Here is a 24,166-nt window from a genome sequence, read left to right as displayed (position 1 = left end):
ATCTATGTGTATTCTAAGCTTTTATTGAGTGCTTCGCCAGCTTCTCCCACGCCTCCAGTACCAGCCGCCGGGTGCGGTATTCGCCGTATTGACGTATCTCCTTCTCCTTCAGCACGCGAAAGGTTTCGCCGGGGAAGGTGCTAGCAGCAGCGCGGGTAGCGTAGCCAGCCGGGTCGAGCGGGTCTGCCACCTCTTCCCGCGGGTCGAGTATGTCTTCCAGTTCGCGTTCGGTGAGGTCTGCCGGGTCGAGGATGTAGCGCAGTTGCTTGCGGGTGAGGCCGTAGAGCCGGGCGTAGTACGCATCGAGTTCGGCACGCAGCACCGCGCGGCGGTCTTCGTCCCAGCGAAAGGGCGGAAAGGGGATGCCCTTCTGCGGGTTGGTTTCGATCTCCGGGTAAGCGCTGATCCAGGATGGCAGGCGCCATTCATGCCTGCCGACAGCAATACGGTTTGCATCCCACGCAGCATGGATGGCTGCCCGCAGCCCGTCATCAGCTTCGTTCCACACATCGTCGGCGAAGGGCTTGAGATCCCAGGCAGTATAGGTCAGTTCCAGTGCGCGCGGCACAATGAAGGCGAGATCGGCGGGGGTGTAGGCAGTGGGGGGAAAAATAGGGAGTTGGCGGAGGATGAAGGGAGTAAGATGCGTCCCACCAATTTTCTGGCGCAATGCCCAATCAAAAATCAGGACATTTAGATTGGCTAGAAAACACGAGAGATGAATAGCCGAAATCTCACCCGTAAGGACTATGGGCATCGTATCTCCTACCCCAACTCTGGGCAGCAGGCTGAAGATGGCGGTGCGCTTATCCGTAGAACGTGCCACATTCCGGAAGCCCAGCAGCCAGCCGCGTTGCCACGCGCCCAGGCGGGCTTGCACTTCTTCTGCCGATACCCAGTACCAGGGCTGGACAACAAAGTGCGGGTCGGCGTGCTGGTGCTCATCAGGCGTGGGCAGTTGGGTGCTGGCGCGGTCGCGCACGCCCTCATAGGTGCCGTAGCGGTGGTCGTAGTGCCAGATCATCTTGGCTTCGTAGAGGGGGAGGTAGCCCTCACCCCCGGCCCCTCTCCCAAGGCTTTGGGAGAGGGGAGAAGGATGCTCGTAGGAATGGGCAGTGACATAGGCAGCAATCTCTTGGAGGACTTGTTCTGTGTGGTCGAATATCTGCTCATTGGTAAAGCGCAGCATGGCAAAGCCATGTTCGCGCAGGATTTCCTCCCGCAAACGGTCGCGTTCCTGCTGAGTGGGTTCACGGTGCACGGCGCCATCTATCTCAATGATCAGGCGGGCATCGTCACAGAAGAAATCGGCGATGAATTGTCCAATCGGATGTTGACGCCGGAATTTTCGGCCTAGCAGCCGACGGTCACGCAACAATTCCCAGAGCAGGCTTTCGGCGGTCGTCGCCTCGCGACGCAACTGCCGCGCCCTGGCAATCAGTTCTCGGCTGGCCCTGGGTAATTCGTACCCTCCTTCTCCCGCAGCGCGGGAGAGGGGGTTAGGGGGTGAGGGTTCTCCCCCCTCTCCCACAGTGTGGGAGAGGGGGCCAGGGGGTGAGGGCACAAACCGGTTCCCCACCAGCCGGTAACCTTGCTTTTCCAGCTCTGCACGGGTGCGGAAGAGGTGCGAGTTGGACATGTTGAACATCGCCATGAAGCGCACGCCCCAAGAGTTTTCTCCCGTGTGTTCGTTCACCAGTACCGGCACGCGCTGATAGATGGCGCGGGTCAGGTCGGCATCCTGGCGAGTGCGGAAGACGGGCAGGGTGCGGGTGTTGGGGTTGATGCGGGCAATGTCGTCCGCTGTGAGGGTGAAAACGCGACGCGGGTCGCGCAGATGTTCGGTGCGGGTGGCGAAGAAGGTAAAGGTGGTGGCGTCGGTCTGGGTACGGCTGCCAGTGAGGGTGAGCAGGCAGAATTTGTAACTGCGATGTACGTCGGGAAAGAGCGCTTCACGGTTTTCAAAATCGAACAGACTGGCCAGTTGTCCCTTGCCTGCCAGATCGGCGAAGAAGAACTGGTTGGTCGCGTCGGTGGCGATGCCGGTGGGGACGATGATGCCCGCCCGCCCCCGGATATTGAGCAGGCTACGCACCCGTTCGGCAAAGACCGAGTAGGTGTTGATACGGCCGCGGCCGGCGAGGGGATATTGACCACTGCCCCGTAAAAAGCGGCTGGTGCTTTCGGCGCCGTGCAGGGCACGCTGGTAGTCGTGCCAGAGGGCGGGGTTGGTCTTGGGTAGGTCGGCGATCAGCCGTTTGCGGGCGGCGGCATTAGAGGCGCGGGCGATCTGGGCATCGCGGCTGGCGAAGAATTCCTGCTCTTCCAGTTGAATTTGCTCCCAGGGCGGGTTGCCGAGGATGACATCGAAGCCGCCACTTTCAAACACCTCCGGGAACTCCAGCGGCCAGTGGAAAAACCGATTCTCGACGGCGAGGGCCTGAGCAGTGGCAAGGGCCTGGGAGGGGGTTCTCTCCTGCAGTCGATCAGCCACGGCTTGGGTGGTAATGGCCCTAGAGAAGTCAGGGATCAAGGGCTGGAAAAAAGCGGCTGTCCACAGGTTGCAGGCTTCCACTAGCTTTTGGTGTTGCGGGTCTTGGCAGTAGCGGCTGTAGAGCTGCTGCTTGCGGCTAACCTCTGCCGGGGAGTTGTCTGGAATGGCTTCTAGCTTCTGTCGCTCCTGGCTAAGCTCAGCCACCACCTGGTCAGTGTCAAAAGCAAGGGAAAGCTGCCCTGTTTGCAAACTCTGGCACTCGGTGCGATTGCGCTGCTTTAGCGAGCGGGCAGCCTCCTTGGAGTCAGCGCTAACCGGGGTAAAGGCTTCATCGGGGATGCCCTTTTCCAAAATCGCCAAATCCAAGACACCCACCAGCGAATCGCCGCACTTGATGTGGTGATCCAGGAAGGTGAGGGGCTTGCCGGCGCAGTGGGCCTCCAGCCACAGGGCCACGCGGCAGAGTTCCACCGCCAGCGGGTTTTTGTCCACGCCGTAGATGCAGTGCGCCACCACATCGCGGATGGCCTCGCGGACACGCTCGGGGGCGGGTTCCTCTTCGCCGGTGCGGATCTTTGCCAGTTCCTTGCCCAACCTGCGGGCGGCAGCAAGCAGGAAGTGACCGGATCCGCAGGCGGGATCACACACACGGATGGACAAAATCGCTTGCTCTTTTTCCTCAGGTGGGCGAGCGGCTTTCAGCCGTTCTTCAATCACTGGCTCCAGCGCCGAGCGGATGAGTTCGGCCACTAGCTCCGGCGGGGTGTAGTAGGAGCCTGTGCTCTTGCGCTCTGAGCCGTAGCTCAACTCAAAGCGAGGCGCCCCTTGCCCAGTTACAATCTGAGGCTGATAGTCGAGCAAGCTTTCGTAGACGGATCCCAGTTCTTCTACATCCAGCGCCGCGTAGTTGACCCGCCGAAGGGGAGAGGTGGGGCTTTCTCGGTAGTAGGCTAGGTGCGAAAAGGCTTGCAGCAGATCCCGGTTGCTCAGGCTGCACTCATCCAGCTCCAGAGGGGCAAACAGCTCTCCGTTGAGAGGAGCAGCCCCCAGCAGCTCCGCCAGCTCCTCTTGGGAAAGCACCCTCCAGAGCACCCGCAAGCTGCACCAGAGATCCTCGTGTTCGTCTTGGGCACTTTGCCGATCCAAAAACCGCCGCAGCCGCGTCACGCTGTAGTGCTCGCGATAGAGCGCCGCGCTGCTCATCAACCCCCGCTCTTCGGAAACCAAGAGGAACAGGAACCGGTAGACCAAGCGCAGCAGTTGGCGGTAGAGCTCCCTGGGATCCGACAAGAGCCGCGCTCTCAGCCTCTGGTTCTTGGGATGGGCCAGGAACCCATTTGCCAGCAACCTGATGCACTCCTCAACCCCCTCCCGCAGCCGTTCCCGTACCCGGCCACCCTGCTCCAGGGCCTGTTGGTAGTACTTTTCCAGCAGACAATCCCCTGCTAGCTCTGCCGTTTGGGGCAAGCGGCTGCGGTGCAGCAGCCGAAAGAGGATGGCAAAGTCGTTAAACCGCTGCTCCTCTAGGATCTGCTTCAGGTCAAACTCCACATAGGCCTGCCGACGCACATAGGTGGAGTCCCGCAGGAGGCGCAGGGTCAATCCGTTGGTAACAATGCCCCAGAGGTGCTCGCTGCGGTTGAGATACTCCTGCAGCAGCGAGTGGGGTGCCAGGCGAGGCCGGCCAGAAGCCGGCACGCGGCCCAGCTCCTGGCGCGCGCCGACGATGTGCACCGGTGGCGCGTCTTCCGCCTCGCCCATGCGATGCGAGATGGGGAAGTTCATTCCGTCCACCTCGCAGGCGCGCGGTTGATAGCGCACCTCGATCCCCAGCAAACTGAAGAAGGGGATCGCCCAGGCATCGCGGGTGATGCTGGTGGCGAGATCGCTTTCGGGCAGGCGCTGCAGGCGGCTCTGGAAGGCCTCCCAGTACTTTCGACAATCGGCAAAGACCGCGGCAATCTCTTCGACTGGGCCGCGCTTGCTGTTAAAGCCGAAGTCTTCTGGCTTCTGTCCTGGCAGATCCCCTGCCAGCAGCTTTTCGAGAATATCGGGCCCCAACAGGCCTCCTTCGATGCGTACCCCAGAAAACTCGCTCATCGGCAAACCACCGGTTGGAGAACAAGGAGTCCTAAAAGATCGGGGGGAAGCTGCGGCTTCACCTTCAGCCCCCGCCCCTGTAGGGACACGGCTTGGCGGATGCGCCTATGGGCAGCCTCCAGCTCAGCAGCACGCTGCAAAATCCGCTCCCGCGCCGCCTGCTGCAGCCGGTGATCCCTTCCCCAGTTTTCCTCTGTCTCCTGCCACGGGCCGAGACAGGCCAGGAGATGCTGAACCAGCTCCCGCTTTTCCGCTAGCGGTAGGTTCTCATCCGGCTTGGCCGTGGCCAGCAGTTGGAGAGCTGCGCCCGTCTCCAGCCAGCGGGCCTCGCCGCTCTCCAGGCCAACACCGCCTAGCACCAGCACCTCTTCCGCCAAGAGAGGCTGCCCCTGGGGTTGCTCCACCAGGTAGCGCACCCGCAGCAGCAGTAGAGTTGTAAGATCAACTACCGCTCGGGTGCGTAGAGCGCCGCAGCGGGAGACGACAGCATCCCCTTTCTCTGGGTTGTCGAGGGCTTCCTCCAGCAAAAACTGGGCCAGGGCAACCACGACGCGGTGGTTGCGGCCAATGTATTCGGCACCTTCGGGCGTGGGCGAGTCGAAGCTGATTAGCCAACGCCCGCCTTTGAGAGAGGGCAGGGCCAGGCGAATGGCTTCCGGCAAGGTGGCAGTGGCTTCGGAGCCGACGCTAACCTGGTAGACCCCCGACCGCTTCCCTGGGGTTATGGCTAGGTTGAGGCGCTGGGCGGCAGCCAGGAAGAATTCGCGCACAGCTTCGGGATCCCCTAGCACGGCATCGGTGGCCTCCAGCTCCCGCTGCACTGCCTCAGGCTTGAGGGCCCGCTGGGCAAAACGGGTGCGGTTGCGCCGCTCCTGTTCGACAGAGCGATCCCAGCGCCGGTGAAACTCATCCACTTCCGGCACGCCAAGATCGAGGGTTAGCTGGCGCTCGGCGGACCAGTGTCCCTTGCGCAGGAAGAGGGCTTCGAGCACAGCCTGGGTAACGCTTTCGCTAGCCTCCGGCACAGGCACGTGGGTGCCCAGGGTGCGGTGGATCTCCCGCGCTTTGTTGAGCAACACCTCCAGTACCACGCCATCTACGGGGTTGTCGCGGCCAAAAAAGCGGATGACCTTGACCCGGCTGGCCTTTTGGCCGTAGCGATCCACCCGGCCCTCCCGCTGCTCCAGCCGATTGGGGTTCCAGGGCAGGTCGTAGTGGATGACGGCTGTAAACTTTTCCTGCAGGTTGATCCCTTCCGAGAGGCAGTCGGTGGCCACCAGCACCCGTGGTCGGTCAACTTCCAGGTTCGCGATCTTGGCCTCCCGCTCCTCGTCTCCCATCCTGCCCGTTACACAGGCTACTTGGGCTGGGGATCCCAGCTGTTGCCGAAGGTAACTGTCCAGATACTCCGCAGTGGCAACGTAGCGGCACCAGAGGATGGGATGAAAACCTTCCTGAAGCAACTTTTTCACCAGCTCGATGGCCCGCGCCAGTTTGGTGTCGTGCTCTGGGCCCTGGAGCTGTTTGGCCAGACGGGCCAGGGCCTGCAACCGGCGGCGGTCGCTATCCGGCAGGGTTGGGTCTGCGGCTTCAAGAGCTGGCGTTGGCAGCTCATCGTCGGTACGCTCTTCTGCCGACTCGAACACCCAGCGGCTCAGTTCTGCCTCAACCTCTTCTTCTGCCTCCAGGGTTGCTCCGCTGCGATTGTGCAATGCCGCTACTGCTGCCGCCGGGCTGGACATTACGCAGCGCAAAAGGGCCAGCGCTCCCCAGTAGCGCACTCGCTGCTGGCGCTTCTCTAGTTGCTGCCCTGTGCACACCAATTCCGAGCAAAACCCATAGGTGTCCTCGAACAGCTTGCGCTGCCCCTCAGAAAGGGTGTAGGTTTCATCTTCAGCTTCCCGGGTTGGAAAACAGGTGAGCTCCTGCCAAGTTTCCCGAATATCTCGCCGCGTGCGCTGGACAAAATGACGGGCTAGCTGGACGCGTTGGTCTTCGTTGAGATCCTGGAGATCCCATGTCTCGAACTCGGGCCGCAGCAGCCCCAGCAGCGAGCGGAAGGCCTCTTCGACACCGCTGTGGGGAGTTGCCGTCAGCAGGATCAGGTGGCGGTTGGGGTTTTGGGCCACCGCTTTGAGCAGACTGTGGCGCTCCTGCTGGTTTTTGCCATGGGCCGCCGCTGCCCCATGGACTTCGTCGGCAATGACCAGCTCAGGACAAAATTGCAGAAATGGGTGGCGGTTGCGCTCGGTCTTGACGAAGTCAATGCTGGCCACCTGGACAGGAAAGTGCTCGTAGAGGCTGCGCCCAACAGGGGTTTTTCGCTCCAATTGCCCCACCGTTCCCGAGCGGATGACCACTGGCTCCAGGTTAAACTTCTCGGCCAGCTCGCTGGCCCACTGCTCGCACAAATAGGGAGGGCACAGGACACAAAGGCGTCGGATCTCGCCGCGATCCAAAAGCTCCCTGGCTATCAGCAGCGCCTCGATGGTCTTGCCCACCCCTACGTCGTCGGCAATCAATAGCCGCACCGGATCGAGGCGCAGCGCCATGAGCAAGGGCACAAACTGGTATACCCGTGGCCGAATCGAGAGGCGCCCCAGAGAGCGAAAGGGAGTTGCGCCCTCCCGTAAAATCAGCCGGGCCGCCTGCCAGAGGAGAAGGGTACTGGTGGCATCGGCAGGATGATCCCCAGAGGGCCAAGGAAAGGCGGTAGGCTCCACTCGCTCGAAGGGCAAGGTGCCGCCCACAAGGTTCATCAGGTGTCGGTGAATGCAAACCGCATCTTCTGGGGTGCCGGTGAGGGGCCGCAGCACCACAATTTCTTCTGAATCAGCGGGGAGCACCACCCACTCGCGGTTGCGGCAGCGGACAATTGAGCCAGGCTGCATGGGATCCCTGGGAGCGACCTACCTTTTCCATTGCATCTTAGATACTCTTTGGGGACAACTCTCTCCCATCTCCCAATACCCTGCCGGCAGCGGTAGGATGAAACGGAGCCGGCCTCAGGTACCCCTCTGGCCCACCGACATCATGAGCAGCCCCCGTTATCCGTTTGAGCGTGTTCGCGAGCACTTGCTCTTCCAATCTTTGGAAGATGCCGAGTGGAAGGCGCTGACGGCAGCCCTGTTGCCCAGCCGCTTCTCTCCTGGCCAGGTGATCTTTCAAGAGGGGGATCCCAGCAGTGACCTGTACATGATCCTCAGTGGAGTAGTGGAGCTGCGTCGCCAATATGTGCGACATCCGGGAGATTATTGGCTGGCTACGCTGCACGCCGGGCGTTTGTTTGGGGAACTTTCTCTGCTGACGGGACGGCGGCGCTCCTTTACAGCAGTGACCATAACCGAGGTGCAGACCCTGCGCCTCTCCAACGAGGGGCTGATCCTGTTGCCTCTGGAAGTCCAGGTGAAACTCTACCGCGCCTGGAGCCAGATCATCAGCGAGCACCTTTACTGGCTGGATAGTATGTTCACGGATCTTCTGGAGCAGCGAGGGGTAGAAAATGTAGCCTCGGCTATGGCTCTGCTGCACCAGCGCTATCCCGCTTGAAAGAGGCTCAATCCCTGCTCCGCATAGGTTTGCAGGTCAACGTCCACGAAGACAACCCCTTGGATCCCAAATTTTGTCTTCAGAATGTTCAGGGGTTGCGATATCATGTGCTAGGCAGCAGCCCCCAAGAGATTTCAAGCAGCGAGGTCAGGAGCAGTGGTTAGGGTAGCCATCAACGGGTTTGGTCGCATTGGTCGCAACTTTTTGCGCTGTTGGCTGGGTCGCTCCCAGTCCAACCTGGACATTGTTGCCATCAACGACACCTCAGATGCTCGCACGGCTGCCCACCTGCTCAAGTACGATTCCATCCTTGGGCCGTTGCAGGGAGCAGACGTTGAGCCTGCAGAAAACGGTTTGGTGGTGAACGGCAAGCATATCTATGCCGTTTCCGACCGCAACCCCAGCAACCTGCCCTGGAAAGAGTGGAAGGTGGATCTTGTTATTGAAGCTACAGGTGTTTTTGTCGACTACCAGGGTGCCTCTAAGCACATAGAAGCGGGGGCCAAAAAGGTGGTGATCACCGCCCCGGCCAAGGGGGGAGACATTCCCACGTTTGTCTACGGTGTTAATCAACACACCTACGACCCGGTGCGGCACAACATTGTCAGCAACGCCAGCTGCACCACCAACTGCCTTGCCCCGATCATCAAGGTGTTGCTGGACAAGTTCGGCGTCCTCCGTGCCACCATGACCACCACCCACAGTTACACCGGCGACCAGCGGATCTTAGATGGTGGTCACCGCGATCTGCGGCGGGCCCGGGCAGCAGCATTGAGCATGGTGCCCACCACCACGGGGGCTGCCAAGGCGGTGGCTTTGGTGATCCCGGAGCTGAAAGGCAAGCTGAATGGGGTGGCGGTACGGGTTCCCACGCCCAATGTGTCTCTGGTGGACTTGGTGGTGCAGACGGAGCGGCGCGTGATTGCCGAGGAGGTAAACGCTGCCCTGAAGGAAGCCTCGGAAACCACGATGAAAGGGATCATCGCCTACTCGGATATTCCCTTGGTCTCCATCGACTACCGCGGCCACGACTGCTCGGCCATTGTGGATGCGGAGATGACCAGTGTGCTGGATGGGGATCTGGTCAAGGTCATGGCTTGGTACGACAACGAGTGGGGCTACTCCCAGCGGGTGTTGGACTTGGCGGAATACATGGCCGCTCACTGGGTGGAGTAGGCTGCTTCGGTTGGCAACCCTCTTCTGTTCTCCATTATTCCCCCATCGAGAACTGGGCAAAAACCTGCCAACGTTTGCCGTCGTGGAGGAGGAGCGTCAAAGCTGACGCTACAAACGCACTCTGGAAAGAACGCGTCTTGAACTCTGGCCAGGCGGCGCGAAAGTGGGCGGGGGTTAGATCTCGAAAGGCCACGGTTATGTGGGGCACAAACGGACGGGCTTGAGCGGTCGTTTCTTTCCGGTTGAGAAGGAGCCCCATGTGGTGATGGGCTTGAGCTTGTAGCCGCTGCAGTTCTGGGGAGGGCACGACGTGAATAAAAATGACACGCGGCGCGAAGGCCCCAAAGCCGGATAGCTGGATGGAGACGGGGGTCTGACGCCTGGCAAAGGCCTCTAGGGATCCCGTCAAGGCCGGCAGATCGGAACTGGACCACTCGAACGGCGGCACCAGAGTGATGTGGGGAGGCGAGCGCAGGGCCGCTTGGCTGGCAAATTGCTCGGCAAACTGCTGTTTGATGGCTGTCACCTGCTCTTGCAGTGCTGGAGGGGGGAGCAGAGCAAGAAACAGTCGCTGCTTGGGGTTATCCACCAGCATCGGTAAGAACCTAGAGAACAGGGGATAATGCAACTGTAGCCAAGCCCAAACATCTTGTTATGTCGCGTCCTGTCGCTTCTTCCCCTATCCTGGATCCCTCCTCGGCAACCGGATCCCCAGGCCAAGCGCCTCAGCCGGCTCCCATTCCGCCCTACCAGTGGCATTTGTTCCTTTGTGCAGATCAAACCAAGCCCAAATGTTGTGAGAAAGCCGTGGGATTGGAAGCCTGGGACTATTTGAAATCGCGGATCAAGGAATTGAACCTGGAAATCGGGAGCGGGGGATCCCTGCGGGTACACCGCACCAAAGCCAACTGCCTGCGGGCATGCGACTATGCTGTTCCCGGCCCTGTGCTGCTGGTCTATCCCGGTGGGTTTTGGTACCACTCGGTCACGCCGGAGGTGGTGGAGGAGATTCTTCAAAAGCACATCTTGGGAGGGATCCCTGTTGTTGAGTATCTGGTAGCCCAAGATACCCTCAGCGCCCCTGATCCAAAAGGGCATGGATAGCCTGCACGCACTCTGCCGTCACCTGCTGCAAATCGGCCTTATCGCTGGAAGCAGGGGGGGGAATCACGTCGCCAATGCGCACCGTGATGGGGCAGAACAAGCGCGGCCACCGGGATCCCTTGGGCAAGACCTTTTCCGTGCCCCAAAGGGCTACAGGCAGCAGAGGCGTTTGGGTGCGGGCTGCAACCAAGGCCGCTCCCAAGTGGGGCTGAGGAATGCGGCCATCGGGGGTACGAGTGCCATTCAAAAAGATCCCTACCGCCCATCCCTGCGCCAAAGCTGCTTCCGTGGCCCGCAGGGCAGCGCGGTCAGAGCCGCCTCTTTTGACCGGATAGGCCCCGTAGAGCTGAATCGCTTGCTTCAACCCCGGCACCCGAAACAGCTCTTCCTTGGCCATGAAGGCTACCGGGCGGCGCACCGCATTGGCCACCAGCGGCGGATCCAAATGGCTGGCGTGGTTGCTGACGACGATGAGGGATCCCTGGCGAGGCACCTTTTCTTGCCCCCAGGTGCGCCCAAAATACAGCCCACGAAACAGAGGGTTGACCACCAGCCACTTGAGCAGCCAGTAGGCCAACCAATCCCGGCGGCGATAACCCATCTGTGAGTCCAACGATCCCTGCCACTCCGGCAGCAGTTCCCTCTCTGAGTGTAGTGGAGGGTGGGTGCTGAAGGGGATCCCTGGGCTTCAGCTCTCCAAATCGGGATCCTCACCCGAAGCCCGCAATCTTGCCGCCAGACGCTCCGCCCGTTGACGTTCCTGTTCCGCCCGTTGGCGTTCTTGTTCGGCTCTTTGGCGTTCTTGTTCCGCCCGTTGACGTTCCTGCTCCGCCCGTTCCCGCTCCAACTCAGCCCGTTCATCGCCGGTCAGCAGCAACTGCCCTTGGGCATCACACCAGCGCAGCCAGCGAGCTTGTTTCCCCTCAAAAACGCCTTCCCACACCGTCAGGCCCAGCCCCACCTGTTCTAGCCAGGTCTCGGTCATTTCCGCGTAGTGGCGGCCCCGCAGTTCGAAAATGCGCAACTCCTCTGGCCCCAGCTCATGATTGGGATCGAAGACCGCGTAGTAGCTAACTCGCATCTGCTCATAACGGCTCAGCTTGCCTTCCAGCTCGTCGCCTTCGCGGTTGGAGACGATCTCGATCACCACATCCGGCGGCTTGTCAAATTGCCAGAGCAGGTAGCAACGGTTTTGCTTCTCCCACCATTGCTCCGGCACCGTGACGTCCAGGCTGAGAAAAACATCCGGCACAATCGGGGGCCGACCGATGGCGGTGTAGATGCCTACATTTGCCGCTGCTAAAAAGGTTTTGCCGCGCAAAGCGCTGTAGAGAGCCCCTGTCAAGAGGCGCTGCTGCTTTTCGGAGGCGAAATTATCCACCGGGGTATCGTCCTCCGTCACAAGGTCGGCAACGTCGGGAACCAGCAGTTCAGTATCCATGGGCAGATGGGGTTGGGGATGCTAGCGATCTTAGCTGCTCACCTCAGGGATCCTCTGCTCCCTGAGAAACAGAGAAAACAGAGTCCTCGAGCAAGCCCAGGTACAATCGAGAAAGCTTTACTTAACGATGATTTCTTTTTCTTCGCTGCTCGATGCAGATCGACATCCGTCCTGCGGAAAACTCGGACAGTGCGGCTCTGCTCCACATTTTGCAAGTGGTCTTTGCGGAGTATCCAGGCTGTGTATTGGACATCGAAGAGGTGCCGGAGTTGCTTCAGCCTGCCACAGCTTTCGCGGAGATGGGGGGATCCCTTTGGGTGGCGCAGCATCAGGATCAAGTGGTCGGCTGTGTCGGCCTTGTGCCCGATGGGATCCCTGGGCGCATGGAGCTGAAAAAACTCTACACCCTGCCTGCAGTGCGGGGTCGGGGTTTGGGTCGGCGTTTGATTGAACAGGCCGAATTTGCGGCTCGGCAGCGGCAGGCGGACTCTCTGCATCTGTGGACAGATACTCGCTTCACGACGGCTCATCGGGTCTATGAACGGCTCGGCTATGTACGTCTGCCGGAAATTCGTGAATTGCACGATCGCAGCAACTCTGTGGAGTATCACTACGAAAAGCGTCTCCGTTGAGGGTTGGGCTGTTGAACTGTGATGTGCTGGTGATCGGCTGTGGAGTGGTGGGCTGTGCCATCGCCTACGAATTGGCCACAGCTGGGCTGTCGGTCATTGGAGTGGATGCCGGGGATCCTGCCGCCGGCTCGACAGGGGCAGCTCTGGGGGTATTGGTGGGCATTTCCAGTCGGCAAGCGGGTGGGGAGACGGTTCAGCTTCGCCTGAAAAGCCTGGAGCAGTTCGATCCCCTAATTGCGCGGCTGGAGGAAGACTTGGGCCGGAGTTTGCCCGTCAATCGGCGCGGCATTCTCAAACTCCTCAGGGAGGAGGAAGTGGAAGCTTGGCAAGAGACCCTGGCGGCCCGCCGACAAGCAGGTTACCGCCTAGATCTGCTCAGCCCTGCCGAAGTGGGATCCCTGCAGCCCGGCCTGCGCAGCGACCCGGCGGCGGCCATCTACTCTCCCCAGGATCGACAAGTCCAACCCAAGCTCCTAACCCAGGCTCTCTTGGAAGCAGCCCAACGCAAGGGATCCCGCTTTTTCTTCCACCAGCCTGTCCAGAAGATTCAGCGCAGCTCGGATCCCCCCTTTCGCCTGCAAACGGTTTACACGCCCGCTCTCACCCTCTCGGCAGGGCACGTCATCCTGGCGGCAGGTCTGGGCAGCTCTCCTCTGGCCAAAGAGCTGGGGCTGCAGGTGCCGCTGCAAGCGGTCAAAGGTCAGGCCCTGCGGGTCAAAGCCCCCGGGATCCCCCTGGGGCCCGTGGTCACCGACGCGGATCTGCATCTGGTTCCCCTGGGGGATGGATCCCTGTGGGTGGGGTCAACAGTGGAATTTCAGGCCCCTCATCCCGAGCCGACGCTGCTGGCGCTACAAGATCTGCTGGCCCGCGCCATCCGACTCTGCCCGGCTTTGGCCGAAGCAACTTTGTTGGAGCATTGGGCCGGCCATCGGCCTCGACCAGTGGGACAGCGCGCTCCCATCCTGGGTTGGGCTCCTGGCTACGCCAATCTGCTCATTGCCACCGGCCATTATCGCAATGGAGTGTTGCTGGCCCCGATCAGCGCCGCCATCCTGCGGGACTTGGTACTGAAAGGGGAAACAGCCCTCTGTGATCTAGGGCCCTTTGCCCCCAGACAGGGCTGAGCCCGTATCCATCTTCCGGCTCTCGGCCCGCCGATGGACAGGACATATGTCAGAATGAAAGGCTGCCTGGTTAGGATCGGATCGTCCGTTGAGTAGCCCAAAGGAGAAGAGAGCCTTGCCGAAGTTCGCCCTAAAAGCCCTCTGGTTGGAAAACGATTTGGCTATTGCCGTCGATCAGGTGGTGGCCAAAAACCGCAGCCCCCTCACCCACTACTTTTTCTGGCCGCGGGATGACGCTTGGGAGCAGCTTAAGGCTGAGCTGGAAAGCAAAACTTGGATCAGCGAAGTGGATCGCATCGAGCTGCTCAACCGAGCCACCGAACTCATCAACTACTGGCAAAACGGCGGGCGCAACCGCCCCATCAGCGAAGCCCAGGCCCAGTTTCCCGACATCCTGATCGGCGGCAACTCCTAGCCCTCTCCCCCCTGTCAGCCAAAACGTGACTCCGGATCTGCCCATCTTGCTCAGGCTCCCGTCTTTGAGCTAGATTGGCACTCGGGAGTTTAGAGTGCTAACTCCCTGCTAGCCGAGCCGGAGGATTCCTGGGAACCCCACTCCGCCTGGCAGTACCCAAAGTAGGAGCCCAGTCAGACTTACGAGGATCGCGGATTCTATGGCAAAGCGGATTCTGTTTAGAGAAGAGGCCCGCAAGGCATTGGAGCAGGGCATCAACCAACTGGCGGATGCAATCAAGGTTACGATTGGCCCCAAAGGACGCAACGTGGTCTTGGAGAAGAAGTTTGGTGCCCCCCAAATCGTCAACGACGGGGTCACGATTGCCAAGGAAATTGAGTTGGCGGATCCCTTGGAGAACACAGGCGCCCAGTTGATGCGGGAAGTGGCCTCTAAGACCAACGATGTGGCCGGAGATGGTACCACCACAGCCACCATCCTGGCCCAAAGCATGGTGCGGGAAGGGCTCAAAAACATCTCGGCGGGCGCCAACCCTGTGGCTCTGCGGCGCGGCATTGAAAAGACCACTGCCTACTTGGTGGAGCAAATTGCAGCTCATGCCAAGCCTGTGGAAGGCCGTAAGACCATCGCCGAAGTAGCCACTATCTCTGCTGGCAATGACAGCGAAGTGGGAGAGATGATCGCCAAGGCCATGGATGCTGTAGGGCGAGATGGGGTGATCACGGTCGAAGAATCCAAGTCGCTGGAAACCGAGTTGGACGTGGTGGAGGGGATGCAGTTTGACCGCGGCTACATTTCCCCCTATTTCGTCACCGACTCGGAGCGGATGGTGGCCGAGTACGAGAATGCTTATCTGCTGATTACCAGCAACAAGATCTCCAGCCTGCAAGATCTGGTGCCCATCCTAGAGCGGGTGGCCCGCGAGGGTCGGCCTCTTCTGGTCATTGCGGAGGATGTGGAGGGAGAGGCTCTGGCCACATTGGTGGTGAACCGCCTGCGGGGGGTACTCAATGCGGTGGCGGTCAAGGCTCCGGCTTTTGGGGATCGGCGCAAAGCCATGCTGGAAGATATCGCCATTCTCACCGGCGGGCAGCTCATCTCTGAGGATGTTGGCATCAAGCTGGATAAGGTCACCCTGGACATGATGGGGGTGGCCCGCAAGATCACCGTCACCAAAGACAAGACCACCATTGTGACCGATGGCAGCACCAAAGCGGCGGTGGAAAAGCGGGTGGCTCAAATTCGCAAGCAACTGGAAACCACCGATTCCGAGTACGACCGCGAGAAACTGCAAGAACGCATCGCCAAGTTAGCTGGGGGGGTAGCAGTCATCAAAGTGGGGGCCGCTACTGAAACCGAACTCAAAGACCGCAAGCTGCGCATTGAGGATGCCCTGAATGCCACCCGAGCTGCGGTGGAAGAAGGGATCGTCCCTGGCGGCGGGGCGACGCTATTGCACCTCTCCAAAGGGATCCCGGCTTTCAAGGCCAAGTTGAATGCCGAAGAACAGGTGGGGGCAGAAATTGTTTACCGAGCCTTGCAGGCCCCTCTCTTTCAGATTGCCCACAATGCCGGTCTGGAAGGGTCAGTGGTGGTGGAAAAGGTTTTGGAGAAGGAGATGCCCTTTGGCTTCGATGCCCTGAGCGGAACCTATGTGGATATGTTTGCCCAGGGGATCGTCGATCCGGCCAAAGTGGTGCGCTCAGCGCTGCAAAACGCGGCTTCCATAGCCGGAATGTACCTCACAACCGAAGCGATTGTGGTGGAGAAGCCTGAGCCCAAACCGGCGGCCTCGGCGGCTGGCTCTGGAGCTAAGGGGATGATGTGAACTACCCCACAGCCAAAGTCAGGGGCTTCTGGGATCCCTAGACCGGGTTTCCCAAGGCTGCCCCTTCGGGCTAGCTCACCGGCGCCTTAAACATCCGTCTCTGGTGCCTGCTTGCCTGGTGTAGCAGATTGGATAGCGCTCCCTCTCCAGGCATAAATGCCGGGGCCCCCCTGCTAGGTCTCTGGTGAGTTCTGGCGCTGCATGGGCGGGCTTAGTCTTGGATGTACTCCTCGCCGGAGATCAGGGCAGCTTCGGCTTTTTGAAACTCCCTTCCCAAGTAGGCCGCATGGCTGAGCTGGGAGACCACTCTCTCCTGCTCCTTTTCAAAGATCTGTACACACAGTTCTTTGGCCGTGCGCCCAACATACACCCGTTCAGGGGATCGGTTGACGGGGCCCTTTGCCGGGATCACAGCTCCTGTCTCCGGATCGGTGGCCAGCCCCCGCTCGTTGATCACCGTACTGTAGTACTTGGCGCAAATGAGGTTCTGCTCCCGATCCAAGTAGATGACGAAATAGCCCGCCGGATCCAGATCCAGGGGGCGGCGGGAGAGATGGTCGTCAATACTGCGAATCTGCTCGCTCAGGGGCTTGGAGGAAGGGGACATAGAATGGCCGACCAAAACCGCACAGGAGAAACGTAGCCGAGACTACCTTTGGCTGCTCTCATTGTGGCAGATGAACCCAATCTTTGGGCAGCCTTTGGGGTGGTTGACTTCCTTCCCAGCTTGAACGGTGGGGCTGGTCATATACCCGATGAAGGGGATCCTGTGCGGCTCCCCTAACCCAAGTTCTCAGAGCTTGGATTAGCGCGGGGCAACCCGATAGAACCGAGTGGCCGTCACCCACTGGTCAGAAGGGATCCCCTCGACAATAATGGCGCGGGCAATGGCATTGCCCAGTTGGGATCCCCGCACCCGCACGTCGGCAAAGGAGCCACTCTGCTCGAAAGAGGCGATCTCCTGGAAGTTCAGCGGACGGGGGGATGCCACCGCCAACACCTGGGCTTGGCCGAAGGGTGGAGCGATGGTCAACCGGTAGCTGGCCCCTGGCGGCGGGAAGGTGCGCACTTCTCCGGCCCGCAGAAACTCGTTGCCACCGGAAAAGCGGTTGGGCAAAATCAGATGGGTACGGCCATCGGCTTGGATGCTGAACAGGTAAACGTAGGCATCGCGGTTGGTGCTCAGGGTAATGGCAATCGGCTCGCCAGGCCGGTAGATGGGGTTAGACCCGTGCCGATCCAGCTCCAGATTCACCCGCAGGTCGGAAGGAACGGGGTTGACAATGATGGAGCGGGTGCCAACATCCAACTGACGAGTATCGGCCAGTTGCAGCCTTTGTAAAGGAGGGTAGATGCCTAGGGTTTGCGGAAAAACAGCGGTGGTCGGAGCCACAGACAGCCCCAAAGCCAGCGGTAGGAAAAGCAGTTTGGCGTTCATGGTTCACACCCAATCAATGGCTATGTTCATCCTAGGAAGGGGCGCAGGTTATGCGGGTCAGGCTTTGCGCAATCTCCAATCTCTTGCCGCGGCAGTTTCTCCTGCTGCAGATGGCACCCCCAAGAGGGAAAAGACGGTAAACCAGCGGGGGCACGGCTCTGTTCTCGGCATCTAGGATGGGAATTGGGGGCAACACGTTTGGCAAGGGTTAAGCTGCAAATAACCTCACGCCAGGTTCCCATTCAACCCCAAACTTGCTCATGGCTCACGATAGCTACCAAGAGGGCATTGCAGCGGTACAAGCGGGCGATTTTCAGGCTGCCATCCAAGCGTTTCGCCAGGCGGTTGCTGCCGATCCAACCCATACCGAAGCTCGTTACAAGCTGGCCTGGGTACTGGGCATGAGCGGCTATCTGGATCCGGCCCTGGCAGAGCTGGAAGCCGTTTTGGCGGCAGATCCCAACCATGTGGCAGCCCATTACAATCGAGGGGCCCTCCTCTTGCAAAAGGCCCAACTGGAAGCCGATGAGGATGGACAAATCGATCTGGCCGTTCTGCAACAGGCGGAAGCAGCCTTTCAAGCGGTGATGCGCTTGGATCCGACCGACCAACGGGCCTTTGCCTTCCTCAATTTGGTCAAGCGGGCCATTCGCAACCATCAGGCGTCCACTCAGGTCTCCGGCGGCAGTGGCGGGTAAACCCCTGCACCAAGACTTCAATCGGCGCAATGCTGGGATCCCCCAGCTCAGCCTCTGCCTCTTGAGAGACCTGTTGCACCACTGCCGGTGACAGTTGCAGCTTTTCCACCAACTGCCGAAAAGCATCCAGCTCTTCCAGATTCACCACGGGCTCCTCCGGGCTGCGAGCGCTGGCGGCAATCACCAGGTAGCCCAACTTGAGGATGAGACGCTTCTCGGCCTCATCGCCGATTTTCGACAGCACCTCCTCCAACGGGACTTGCTGCACTAGGTACTGGCGGATCTCTTGCGCCAAGCTGGCCCGCTGGTCGGGATCCGAAGCAAAATGCTGAGAGAGTTGCTGGGCGATGAGTTCTACTTCCGCAGCCTCTAGCGCACCATCAGACCAGGCCATCGCAGTGACGGCTCGCAGCAGATTCATCTGCTTGGGAGTAATGCCGGGCGGGGGTGGAGTGGGCATATATCCTCCTGGGGTGGCTTATCTGCCAGTGTAGAAGGGGATCCCGGCCAGTTCTGGTTAAGTTTGGTATCTCCTCGATGGCCGGCAGCCTTGGCTCAAGCCAAGATAGGTGCTGCCTACCCGGTCGAAGGGGGGGCTTTTGCCGAGGGGATCCGATAAGTCTGTGGAGGTTGTGGTCGGCTGGTGATTGCACAGCCTGAAGCCCATTGCGTAGCATAAATGAATAATGAATAAAGTCTGGGGATCCCAGCAGTTTGGAGAGGTGTCCGAGCGGTTTAAGGAAGCAGTCTTGAAAACTGCCGTGGTTCACGCCACCGTGGGTTCGAATCCCACCCTCTCCGCTTACCTGGAGGTGATGCCCAACGGGCCGCAGCTACAGAGATTCACATATCGCTTCTGGGGGAACGAGAGGCGGTCAGGGATAGGGGCGTACAACACTAGATAGCACTAGTTATCCACTAGTTATCTAGACATTGAGAGAGCTTGATGCCAGAACCGACTCAGCAACAGCTTTTACGGGGAGTGAGGGCAGTGGTCATGGCATCTCCTCAGGCAGCGGCAGAATGGATCAAGCGGTCAGCCGGGTGTCGGGAAGCTGGACGCGGTAGCCTTTGAGTTCTCTCGGTTGCGAAGCGGTGCATAGCACTCACACAAGCGCGGTCAACCTCTCTGCGTCCTTCGTCGGCCTCTCTACACTGAGAAGCATCCTGCGATTCTAGGGTAAAGACCGGTGGTGGGGAGCTGACGCTTTTGTTATCCTGTCGCATAAGCTCCCCCTCTGGGATCCCAGGGGAAAGTGGGCCAACCTTGCCTGACACTGAACGCCAGCACAGCCCGCATAATGTTCCCGCACAATGTCCTGCACAATGTTGTGTCAGCAAGACTTGGTTCTCGATGGCAGGTTTGCAGAGAGGACGTGACCTGATGTTTACTTGGCTCTGGACGAAACAATTTTCTCGCTTGAATCAAAGGCTACAGAGCCTGGAGGTAGCCCGCGAGGAAAACCTTCTGTCTCCCGATCTGAGCGCTCAAACTCTGCAGGTGGCCCCCGACTTTTGGGAACGGCAGCACCAAGCCTTTGTCTATGTGGATAAGCAAATGCGAAGGCTCAGCCGTCGCAGCAAGATTTGGGGAGGAATGGCGCTGCTGGCCATTCTGGCCGATGCGGCTTTGATAGTGGCAGGTCTGACGGCGTTCCAGTCTTGGCAGCAGGTGCAGGCGGATCGCCAATTAACTCGCATTGCCCAACAGGTTGCGGCTGTCGATCCTGTGCAGCAAGCTTTTGATGATCTGGTGGCTCAATTGCCCCAGATGAGCGGGGCAGAGCGATCTCGTGCCCTAGAGGCGTTGCAGGCTCTCTCGGCCATCTCGATGGCCTATGGCGGCTATTCCTACGACGGTTCTGCGGGTATTTCTGTGTACAGCTCTGCTCTCCCAGCAACCCCTCTGGAGGCTCAACTGCAAACCATTTACCGGTTGGGGCAAATGCGGGTGGTGGAGGCGGTGCCGGCTTTGCTGACCAAGCTTGCGGACGATGAGCCGGTGGTGCGGGAGGCGGCGGCCCGTGCCCTCGGCCAAATTGGGGATCCGCGCGCCTTGGATCCCTTGCACGATCTTCTGGCCTATGAGCCCAATGAGTTGGTTCAAGATGCCGCTATTGCTTCGATTGCCCAACTGCTGCGCTGAAGAGAGGGTTAGATGGGGGTGGGAGTTGAGGCACTGGGGATGAGTATCGGCAAAATGAGCAGGCTGGGCAAACTGCTGGGGGTGATTTGTTGGGTGTGGGGATCCGCTCTGCCCGTTTGGGCGCAGGATCCCTTCCGCAGCGGGGACAATGCCCGCCCCATCAGGCCGGAGGTGGCGGCAGCTTTTGAAGAGTTCTTCTGTGCAGGCCGCTACAGCCAGAGCCGGGAAAAACTGGAAATGGCCAAGAAGGCCTCCCCCGAAGAGCCGATGGTCTATGCCCTGTTGGCGGCGCTGGCTTATCAGGAGGGAGACCTGGAAGCATTTGCCCGGTTGGCTACCCAAACCCGACAGGTGGCTGCCGAGCTGAAAAAGACGGATCCCTTGCGGGGCAACCTTTATGAGGGTGTGGGCTACGGGCTAGAGGCAGCCAACATAGTGGTGCGAGATGGGGTGGTCATCGGTTTGCCCAAGGCTCTGCCCACCCTCAATCAATTGTTTGCCTCCATCCGGGCCGCCCAAGCAGTGGACAGCAGCGATCCGGAGCTCAATCTGCTCAACGGCTACATGGATTTGCTGCTGACCTACCGGGAGAAGGCTCTAAATCAGTTTCGGATGGCAGCTCCTGACTATCTGTCCTACCGCGGCCAAGCTCTGGCCTACCGGGATATGCAGCGCTTTGACGAGGCGCTGGAGGCGGTGGATCGAGCCATTGCTGCTTCTTGCAGCAACCCCGAGCTTTACTACCTCAAGGCGCAAATTCTGGTTTCCAAAGGGCAAGACCGAGAGGCCGTCCCCCTTTTCGATCAGGCCCTGCAAGCTTCCGCCCAACTGCCCCAACCTTTGGTGGAGCAAATCCAGATGGAGCGGGATCGCGCCGCCCAGCGCAGTGGGTTGACCGGCCAGTTGCCGGCCACGCCTAGCCCCTGAAGGGATCCCATGAGCCTGCGCATCAGCGGCAAACGAGCGCTGCAAACTCCCGCTGGCTTGGGCACCCGACCCACCCCTGGCCGGGTGAGGCAGGCCTTGTTCAACATCTTGCAAGGGCAGGTGGAAGGCTGTCGCTGGCTGGATCTGTGCTGTGGGGCCGGTACGGTGGGAGCAGAAGCTCTGTGTCAGGGGGCCGCTTTTGTGGCCGGGATCGAGATTGCCGCCCCTGCCTGCCGCATCATCCGAGCCAACTGGGCCAAGGTGGCGCAGCTGGGGCAATCTTTCCAGGTCATTCAGGGGGATGCCCGCAAGCTGCTCAGCCGCGGCCTGAACTTGGAGCCATTTGATTACGTGTACTTTGCTCCTCCCTACGAGGCCGGTCTGTACGCCCCGCTCCTGCCCCTGATCCCGCCCTTGCTCAAGCCAGGGGGAACCCTGATCGTCGAGCATCGCAGCGGCCAGAAGCTACCAGACCAGGTGGGATCCCTGCTGCGCTTTGACCAACGAACCTATGGGCAAACGGCGCTGGCTTTCTATCGCAATCTGGAAGAGCAGCTCTAGCTGGGGAAGGGAGTGCTGACGAAGCCGATTTCCAAGAGCTGCTGGTAGGCTTGGGTGCCCAGCTCGCGGGTTGGGCTCTGGCTGTTGATGACCTGGATCAGCCAGCCCACGGCCTCTTCCGGTCGCCCGGCGGCGCGGTAGACCACGGCCAAATCGTAGGCGGCTTGATCCCGAGCTTGGGCGGCAACACGGGCCAGCTCCCGCTGTTCTTCGGAGATGCGGTTTTGGATCCCGGCAAAGGCGCGGGAGAGATCTTGGTGGTAGTTGGAGCGCTGGTTGTAGGCGTTGAACACCTGCTGCAGCAGCTCGACAGCCTGGTCGTAGTTTTGCGCTTGGATGGCGGCATTGGCTTCGGCGGCCAGTTGTTCGGCTCGCAATGCGCTGAGGGCGCTGCTGGGCTGCTCTAGGGCGCGAAACTGCTGCGGATTGGGAATAAGCTGTTGCCCGGTGGGGAGCTGCTGAGCAGTGGCCCAGAAGGTGGAGCCCATGCCCAGGACAAGGCCGAGCAGTACGCCGAAAACCAACCGCGCCCAAGAACGGCGCAGAAGGCTGAGCCCCTGTGCGATGGCGTCCTGGCGACAGCCTTGGGAAGCAACAGTAGGACGTCGTCCAATCATGTGCGGGTAACCCCCAAAACCTTTTTTGACCCGTTCCACTCTACCCTACTCCTCGTGCCTTTGCTGCAGCTTAGGGATCCCTTTGGAGCGAGGCTGGGAGGAGATGGGCTTCTTGAGCTTGGGCGGAGAGGAGCTGGGCGAGTTGGGTGGCTCTGGAGGCTTTTCCGGCAGCAGCGGTAGGTTGAGAATCAGCTCATACATGCGCAGGTATTCCAGCGCTGAGCGGTGCCAACTGAAATCGCTGGCCATGCCCCGCTTCTGCAGCGCTTGCCAAGTTTCTTTGTGCTGGAAGGCTTCCCAAGCCCGCGCCAGACAGGTGTAGAAGTCCAGGGCTTCGTAGCGGTCAAAGCAGTAGCCGGTGCCGATCCCCTTGCTGGGGATGTGGTGGCTGACCGTATCCACCAGCCCCCCCGTGCGGCGGACGATGGGCACACACCCATAGCGCATGGCGATCATCTGGCTGATGCCGCAGGGCTCAAAGCGGCTGGGCATCAAAAACGCATCTGCCCCCCCGTAGATCAACTGGGCCAGCTTGGGTTGGTAGCCTTTTTGGTAGGCCATTTTGCCCGGGTGCCGCTCGGCCATCTCCCGGATCCGCCCTTCGTAGTAGGCTTCGCCGCTGCCTCCCAGCAAAACAAATTGCGCGTCGCTGTAGGCCAAAAAGCGATCCAGGGCTTGGATGAGCAAGTCGATCCCTTTTTGCTCCACCAAACGGGCCACCATGCCCATCAGGAAGGTATCTGGGTTAACGGTCAAGCCCAACTTGGCCTGTAGCGTGGCTTTGTTGGTCGCCCGCCCGCTGAGATCATCGATGCTGAAATTGGCCTCTAGGTCTGGGTCGGTGCGGGGATCAAATCTGTCGATGTCGATCCCATTCAAAATTCCTCGCAACCGTTCCCCTTTCCAGGCCAACAAGTCCTGCAGTCCTTCCCCATGCAGAGGGGTGCGAATTTCCATCGCATAGGTGGGCGAGACGGTGTTCACTTGGTCGGCGTAGAGGATCCCGGCAGCCATGGTGTTGTGGGCAGAAAAATACCAGGGCAGCCAGGTCATGCGCTCCAGTTGCCAGCGCCAGGGCCCTTGGTAGGCCAGGTTGTGGATGGTGAACACCGTGCCAATATCGGGAGCTTGGTGCATCCAGGCCGGGATCATGCCGGTGTGCCAATCGTGGCAGTGGATGATGTTGGGTTTCCAGGGGTAGTAAGTCCAGGCAAATTCGGCTACGGCGTTGGCAAAAAAGGTGAAGCGCCAGAACTCGTCCTCGCCGTAGTAGATGCGGTGGGGAGCAAAGCAGTAGTGGCTGACCAAGTAGAGGGGCACATCGGTGCCGGGCAAAACGCTTTCGTAAATATCGGCCACCTGACCCATGACCTGTTTAGACCAGATGGGATCTTTCGAGCGGGGGTATTGCCCCGGTTCCTGGCCGAACTTGTCCCAGAGAAAGCCATACAGAGGCATGATGATGCGGACATCCTGACCCAGCTTGCGCAAAACGACAGGCAGGGATCCCACCACATCCGCCATGCCCCCCACCTTGGCCAGAGGTGCTGCCTCTGCCGCTGCGAACAAAATCCTGGCTTGAACCACGCTGCCCTCCCTGTTGTTGTGGGCTCCGCTCCGCCGCCGCGAACGGATCCCGGCTCAGTTGCCCTCAGCCAAAACCCTTCCCATCCTAAAACACAAGGGATCCCTGCGCCGGATGAGCTGATGCAGCGCCTCATCTTGAGGTTATGTTGCAACTTATTGATTTTTCGTAAGATGGAAGGACAGTGCTGCTCAGAACTGTTGTGGGCGCTGCTGTATTGCACTTTATTCGTCGTCATTGTTCTGGAGATATCGTCCTATGACCATAGCGGTAGGGCGCGTGCGTCAGGAGCGAGGATGGTTCGACATCGTCGATGACTGGCTCAAGC

Annotated in this window: 21 protein-coding genes and 1 tRNA gene; 12 read left to right on the top strand and 10 right to left on the bottom strand. The window is 60.0% G+C overall.

The window, feature by feature from the left end; all coding sequences use genetic code 11:
* Positions 1-13: 13 nt before the first annotated feature.
* Together NW840_RS03195 and NW840_RS03190 are read right to left on the bottom strand one after the other, a co-directional pair.
* Positions 14-4,594: a DUF559 domain-containing protein gene (locus NW840_RS03195; protein WP_414342367.1), complete on the bottom strand. Its 4,581-nt coding sequence runs from the start codon at positions 4,592-4,594 to the stop codon at positions 14-16.
* Entirely contained in the window at positions 4,591-7,485 is a 2,895-nt protein-coding gene (locus tag NW840_RS03190; protein ID WP_414342365.1) for a helicase-related protein, read from the bottom strand. Before NW840_RS03190 ends, NW840_RS03195 begins: the two co-directional genes overlap by 4 nt.
* A 97-nt stretch (positions 7,486-7,582) precedes the next feature.
* Here NW840_RS03190 and NW840_RS03185 point away from each other — a divergent pair, with 97 nt between their 5' ends.
* Complete coding sequence (locus NW840_RS03185) at positions 7,583-8,143, top strand: Crp/Fnr family transcriptional regulator (protein ID WP_414342364.1); 561 nt, start codon at positions 7,583-7,585, stop codon at positions 8,141-8,143.
* 156 nt (positions 8,144-8,299) lie between these two features.
* Positions 8,300-9,319: a type I glyceraldehyde-3-phosphate dehydrogenase gene (gene gap / locus NW840_RS03180; RefSeq protein ID WP_011433307.1), complete on the top strand. Its 1,020-nt coding sequence runs from the start codon at positions 8,300-8,302 to the stop codon at positions 9,317-9,319.
* Positions 9,320-9,353: 34 nt separating this feature from the next.
* On the opposite strand, the gene NW840_RS03175 is transcribed toward gap, so the two are convergent.
* Entirely contained in the window at positions 9,354-9,914 is a 561-nt protein-coding gene (locus NW840_RS03175) for a 2'-5' RNA ligase family protein (RefSeq protein WP_414342362.1), read from the bottom strand.
* Positions 9,915-9,973: 59 nt separating this feature from the next.
* Between NW840_RS03175 and NW840_RS03170 the strand changes: the two genes are divergently transcribed.
* Positions 9,974-10,423: a (2Fe-2S) ferredoxin domain-containing protein gene (locus tag NW840_RS03170; protein WP_414331431.1), complete on the top strand. Its 450-nt coding sequence runs from the start codon at positions 9,974-9,976 to the stop codon at positions 10,421-10,423.
* Here NW840_RS03170 and NW840_RS03165 read toward each other — a convergent pair.
* Both NW840_RS03165 and NW840_RS03160 read right to left on the bottom strand, forming a co-directional pair.
* Positions 10,392-11,024 carry a lysophospholipid acyltransferase family protein gene (locus NW840_RS03165; protein ID WP_414342360.1) on the bottom strand — a complete coding sequence of 211 codons (633 nt, stop codon included), beginning with the start codon at positions 11,022-11,024 and terminating at the stop codon, positions 10,392-10,394. The genes NW840_RS03170 and NW840_RS03165 overlap by 32 nt on opposite strands.
* Before the next feature lie 87 nt (positions 11,025-11,111).
* Positions 11,112-11,864, bottom strand: coding sequence for a Uma2 family endonuclease (locus tag NW840_RS03160; RefSeq protein ID WP_414342358.1), 753 nt, complete (start codon positions 11,862-11,864; stop codon positions 11,112-11,114).
* 152 nt (positions 11,865-12,016) lie between these two features.
* On the opposite strand from NW840_RS03160, the gene NW840_RS03155 reads away from it, so the two are divergent.
* The 4 genes from NW840_RS03155 (at position 12,017) to groL (ending at position 15,866) form a co-directional block, all read left to right on the top strand.
* Positions 12,017-12,496 carry a GNAT family N-acetyltransferase gene (locus NW840_RS03155; RefSeq protein WP_414342356.1) on the top strand — a complete coding sequence of 160 codons (480 nt, stop codon included), beginning with the start codon at positions 12,017-12,019 and terminating at the stop codon, positions 12,494-12,496.
* Positions 12,497-12,507: 11 nt separating this feature from the next.
* Positions 12,508-13,623 (top strand): NAD(P)/FAD-dependent oxidoreductase, encoded by a 1,116-nt coding sequence (locus NW840_RS03150; RefSeq protein WP_414342355.1) that lies wholly within the window; start codon positions 12,508-12,510, stop codon positions 13,621-13,623.
* 88 nt (positions 13,624-13,711) lie between these two features.
* Positions 13,712-14,038 carry a 30S ribosomal protein PSRP-3 gene (locus tag NW840_RS03145; RefSeq protein ID WP_414330048.1) on the top strand — a complete coding sequence of 109 codons (327 nt, stop codon included), beginning with the start codon at positions 13,712-13,714 and terminating at the stop codon, positions 14,036-14,038.
* A 199-nt stretch (positions 14,039-14,237) separates the two neighbouring features.
* Complete coding sequence (groL, locus tag NW840_RS03140) at positions 14,238-15,866, top strand: chaperonin GroEL (RefSeq protein WP_414342354.1); 1,629 nt, start codon at positions 14,238-14,240, stop codon at positions 15,864-15,866.
* A 211-nt stretch (positions 15,867-16,077) separates the two neighbouring features.
* Here the strand turns inward: groL and NW840_RS03135 are convergent, their stop codons facing one another.
* The gene (locus NW840_RS03135) at positions 16,078-16,473 is read right to left on the bottom strand and encodes a DUF4346 domain-containing protein (protein WP_414342353.1); all 396 of its coding nucleotides are present in this window, start codon (positions 16,471-16,473) and stop codon (positions 16,078-16,080) included.
* 198 nt (positions 16,474-16,671) lie between these two features.
* A complete protein-coding gene (locus tag NW840_RS03130) occupies positions 16,672-17,304 on the bottom strand; it encodes a DUF4384 domain-containing protein (protein ID WP_414330041.1) in 633 nt (210 codons plus the stop codon).
* Between the two features lie 260 nt (positions 17,305-17,564).
* Between NW840_RS03130 and NW840_RS03125 the strand changes: the two genes are divergently transcribed.
* Entirely contained in the window at positions 17,565-18,002 is a 438-nt protein-coding gene (locus NW840_RS03125) for a tetratricopeptide repeat protein (RefSeq protein WP_414342352.1), read from the top strand.
* Here NW840_RS03125 and NW840_RS03120 read toward each other — a convergent pair.
* A complete protein-coding gene (locus tag NW840_RS03120) occupies positions 17,941-18,462 on the bottom strand; it encodes a TerB family tellurite resistance protein (protein WP_414342350.1) in 522 nt (173 codons plus the stop codon). The genes NW840_RS03125 and NW840_RS03120 overlap by 62 nt on opposite strands.
* A 256-nt stretch (positions 18,463-18,718) precedes the next feature.
* Between NW840_RS03120 and NW840_RS03115 the strand changes: the two genes are divergently transcribed.
* The 4 genes from NW840_RS03115 to rsmD all read left to right on the top strand — a co-directional run bounded on the left by NW840_RS03115 (position 18,719) and on the right by rsmD (position 21,636).
* Positions 18,719-18,803, top strand: a tRNA-Ser gene (locus tag NW840_RS03115).
* A gap of 583 nt (positions 18,804-19,386) precedes the next feature.
* A complete protein-coding gene (locus NW840_RS03110; protein ID WP_414342349.1) occupies positions 19,387-20,148 on the top strand; it encodes a HEAT repeat domain-containing protein in 762 nt (253 codons plus the stop codon).
* A gap of 39 nt (positions 20,149-20,187) precedes the next feature.
* The gene (locus NW840_RS03105; protein ID WP_414330032.1) at positions 20,188-21,075 is read left to right on the top strand and encodes a Sll0314/Alr1548 family TPR repeat-containing protein; all 888 of its coding nucleotides are present in this window, start codon (positions 20,188-20,190) and stop codon (positions 21,073-21,075) included.
* A 9-nt stretch (positions 21,076-21,084) separates the two neighbouring features.
* Positions 21,085-21,636 carry a 16S rRNA (guanine(966)-N(2))-methyltransferase RsmD gene (gene rsmD, locus NW840_RS03100; protein ID WP_011433333.1) on the top strand — a complete coding sequence of 184 codons (552 nt, stop codon included), beginning with the start codon at positions 21,085-21,087 and terminating at the stop codon, positions 21,634-21,636.
* On the opposite strand, the gene NW840_RS03095 is transcribed toward rsmD, so the two are convergent.
* A complete protein-coding gene (locus tag NW840_RS03095) occupies positions 21,633-22,253 on the bottom strand; it encodes a hypothetical protein (protein ID WP_414342348.1) in 621 nt (206 codons plus the stop codon). The two genes, rsmD and NW840_RS03095, sit on opposite strands and share 4 nt — an antisense overlap.
* 45 nt (positions 22,254-22,298) lie before the next feature.
* On the bottom strand, positions 22,299-23,840 hold the full coding sequence (gene glgA / locus NW840_RS03090; RefSeq protein ID WP_414342346.1) for a glycogen synthase GlgA: 1,542 nt from the start codon (positions 23,838-23,840) through the stop codon (positions 22,299-22,301).
* Between the last annotated feature and the right edge of the window lie 326 nt (positions 23,841-24,166).

It is taken from the genome of Synechococcus sp. R5-13, from assembly GCF_047462015.1.
Classification (GTDB): Bacteria; Cyanobacteriota; Cyanobacteriia; order Thermostichales; family Thermostichaceae; genus Thermostichus.
This window is presented reverse-complemented; position numbering and strand designations above follow the sequence as displayed.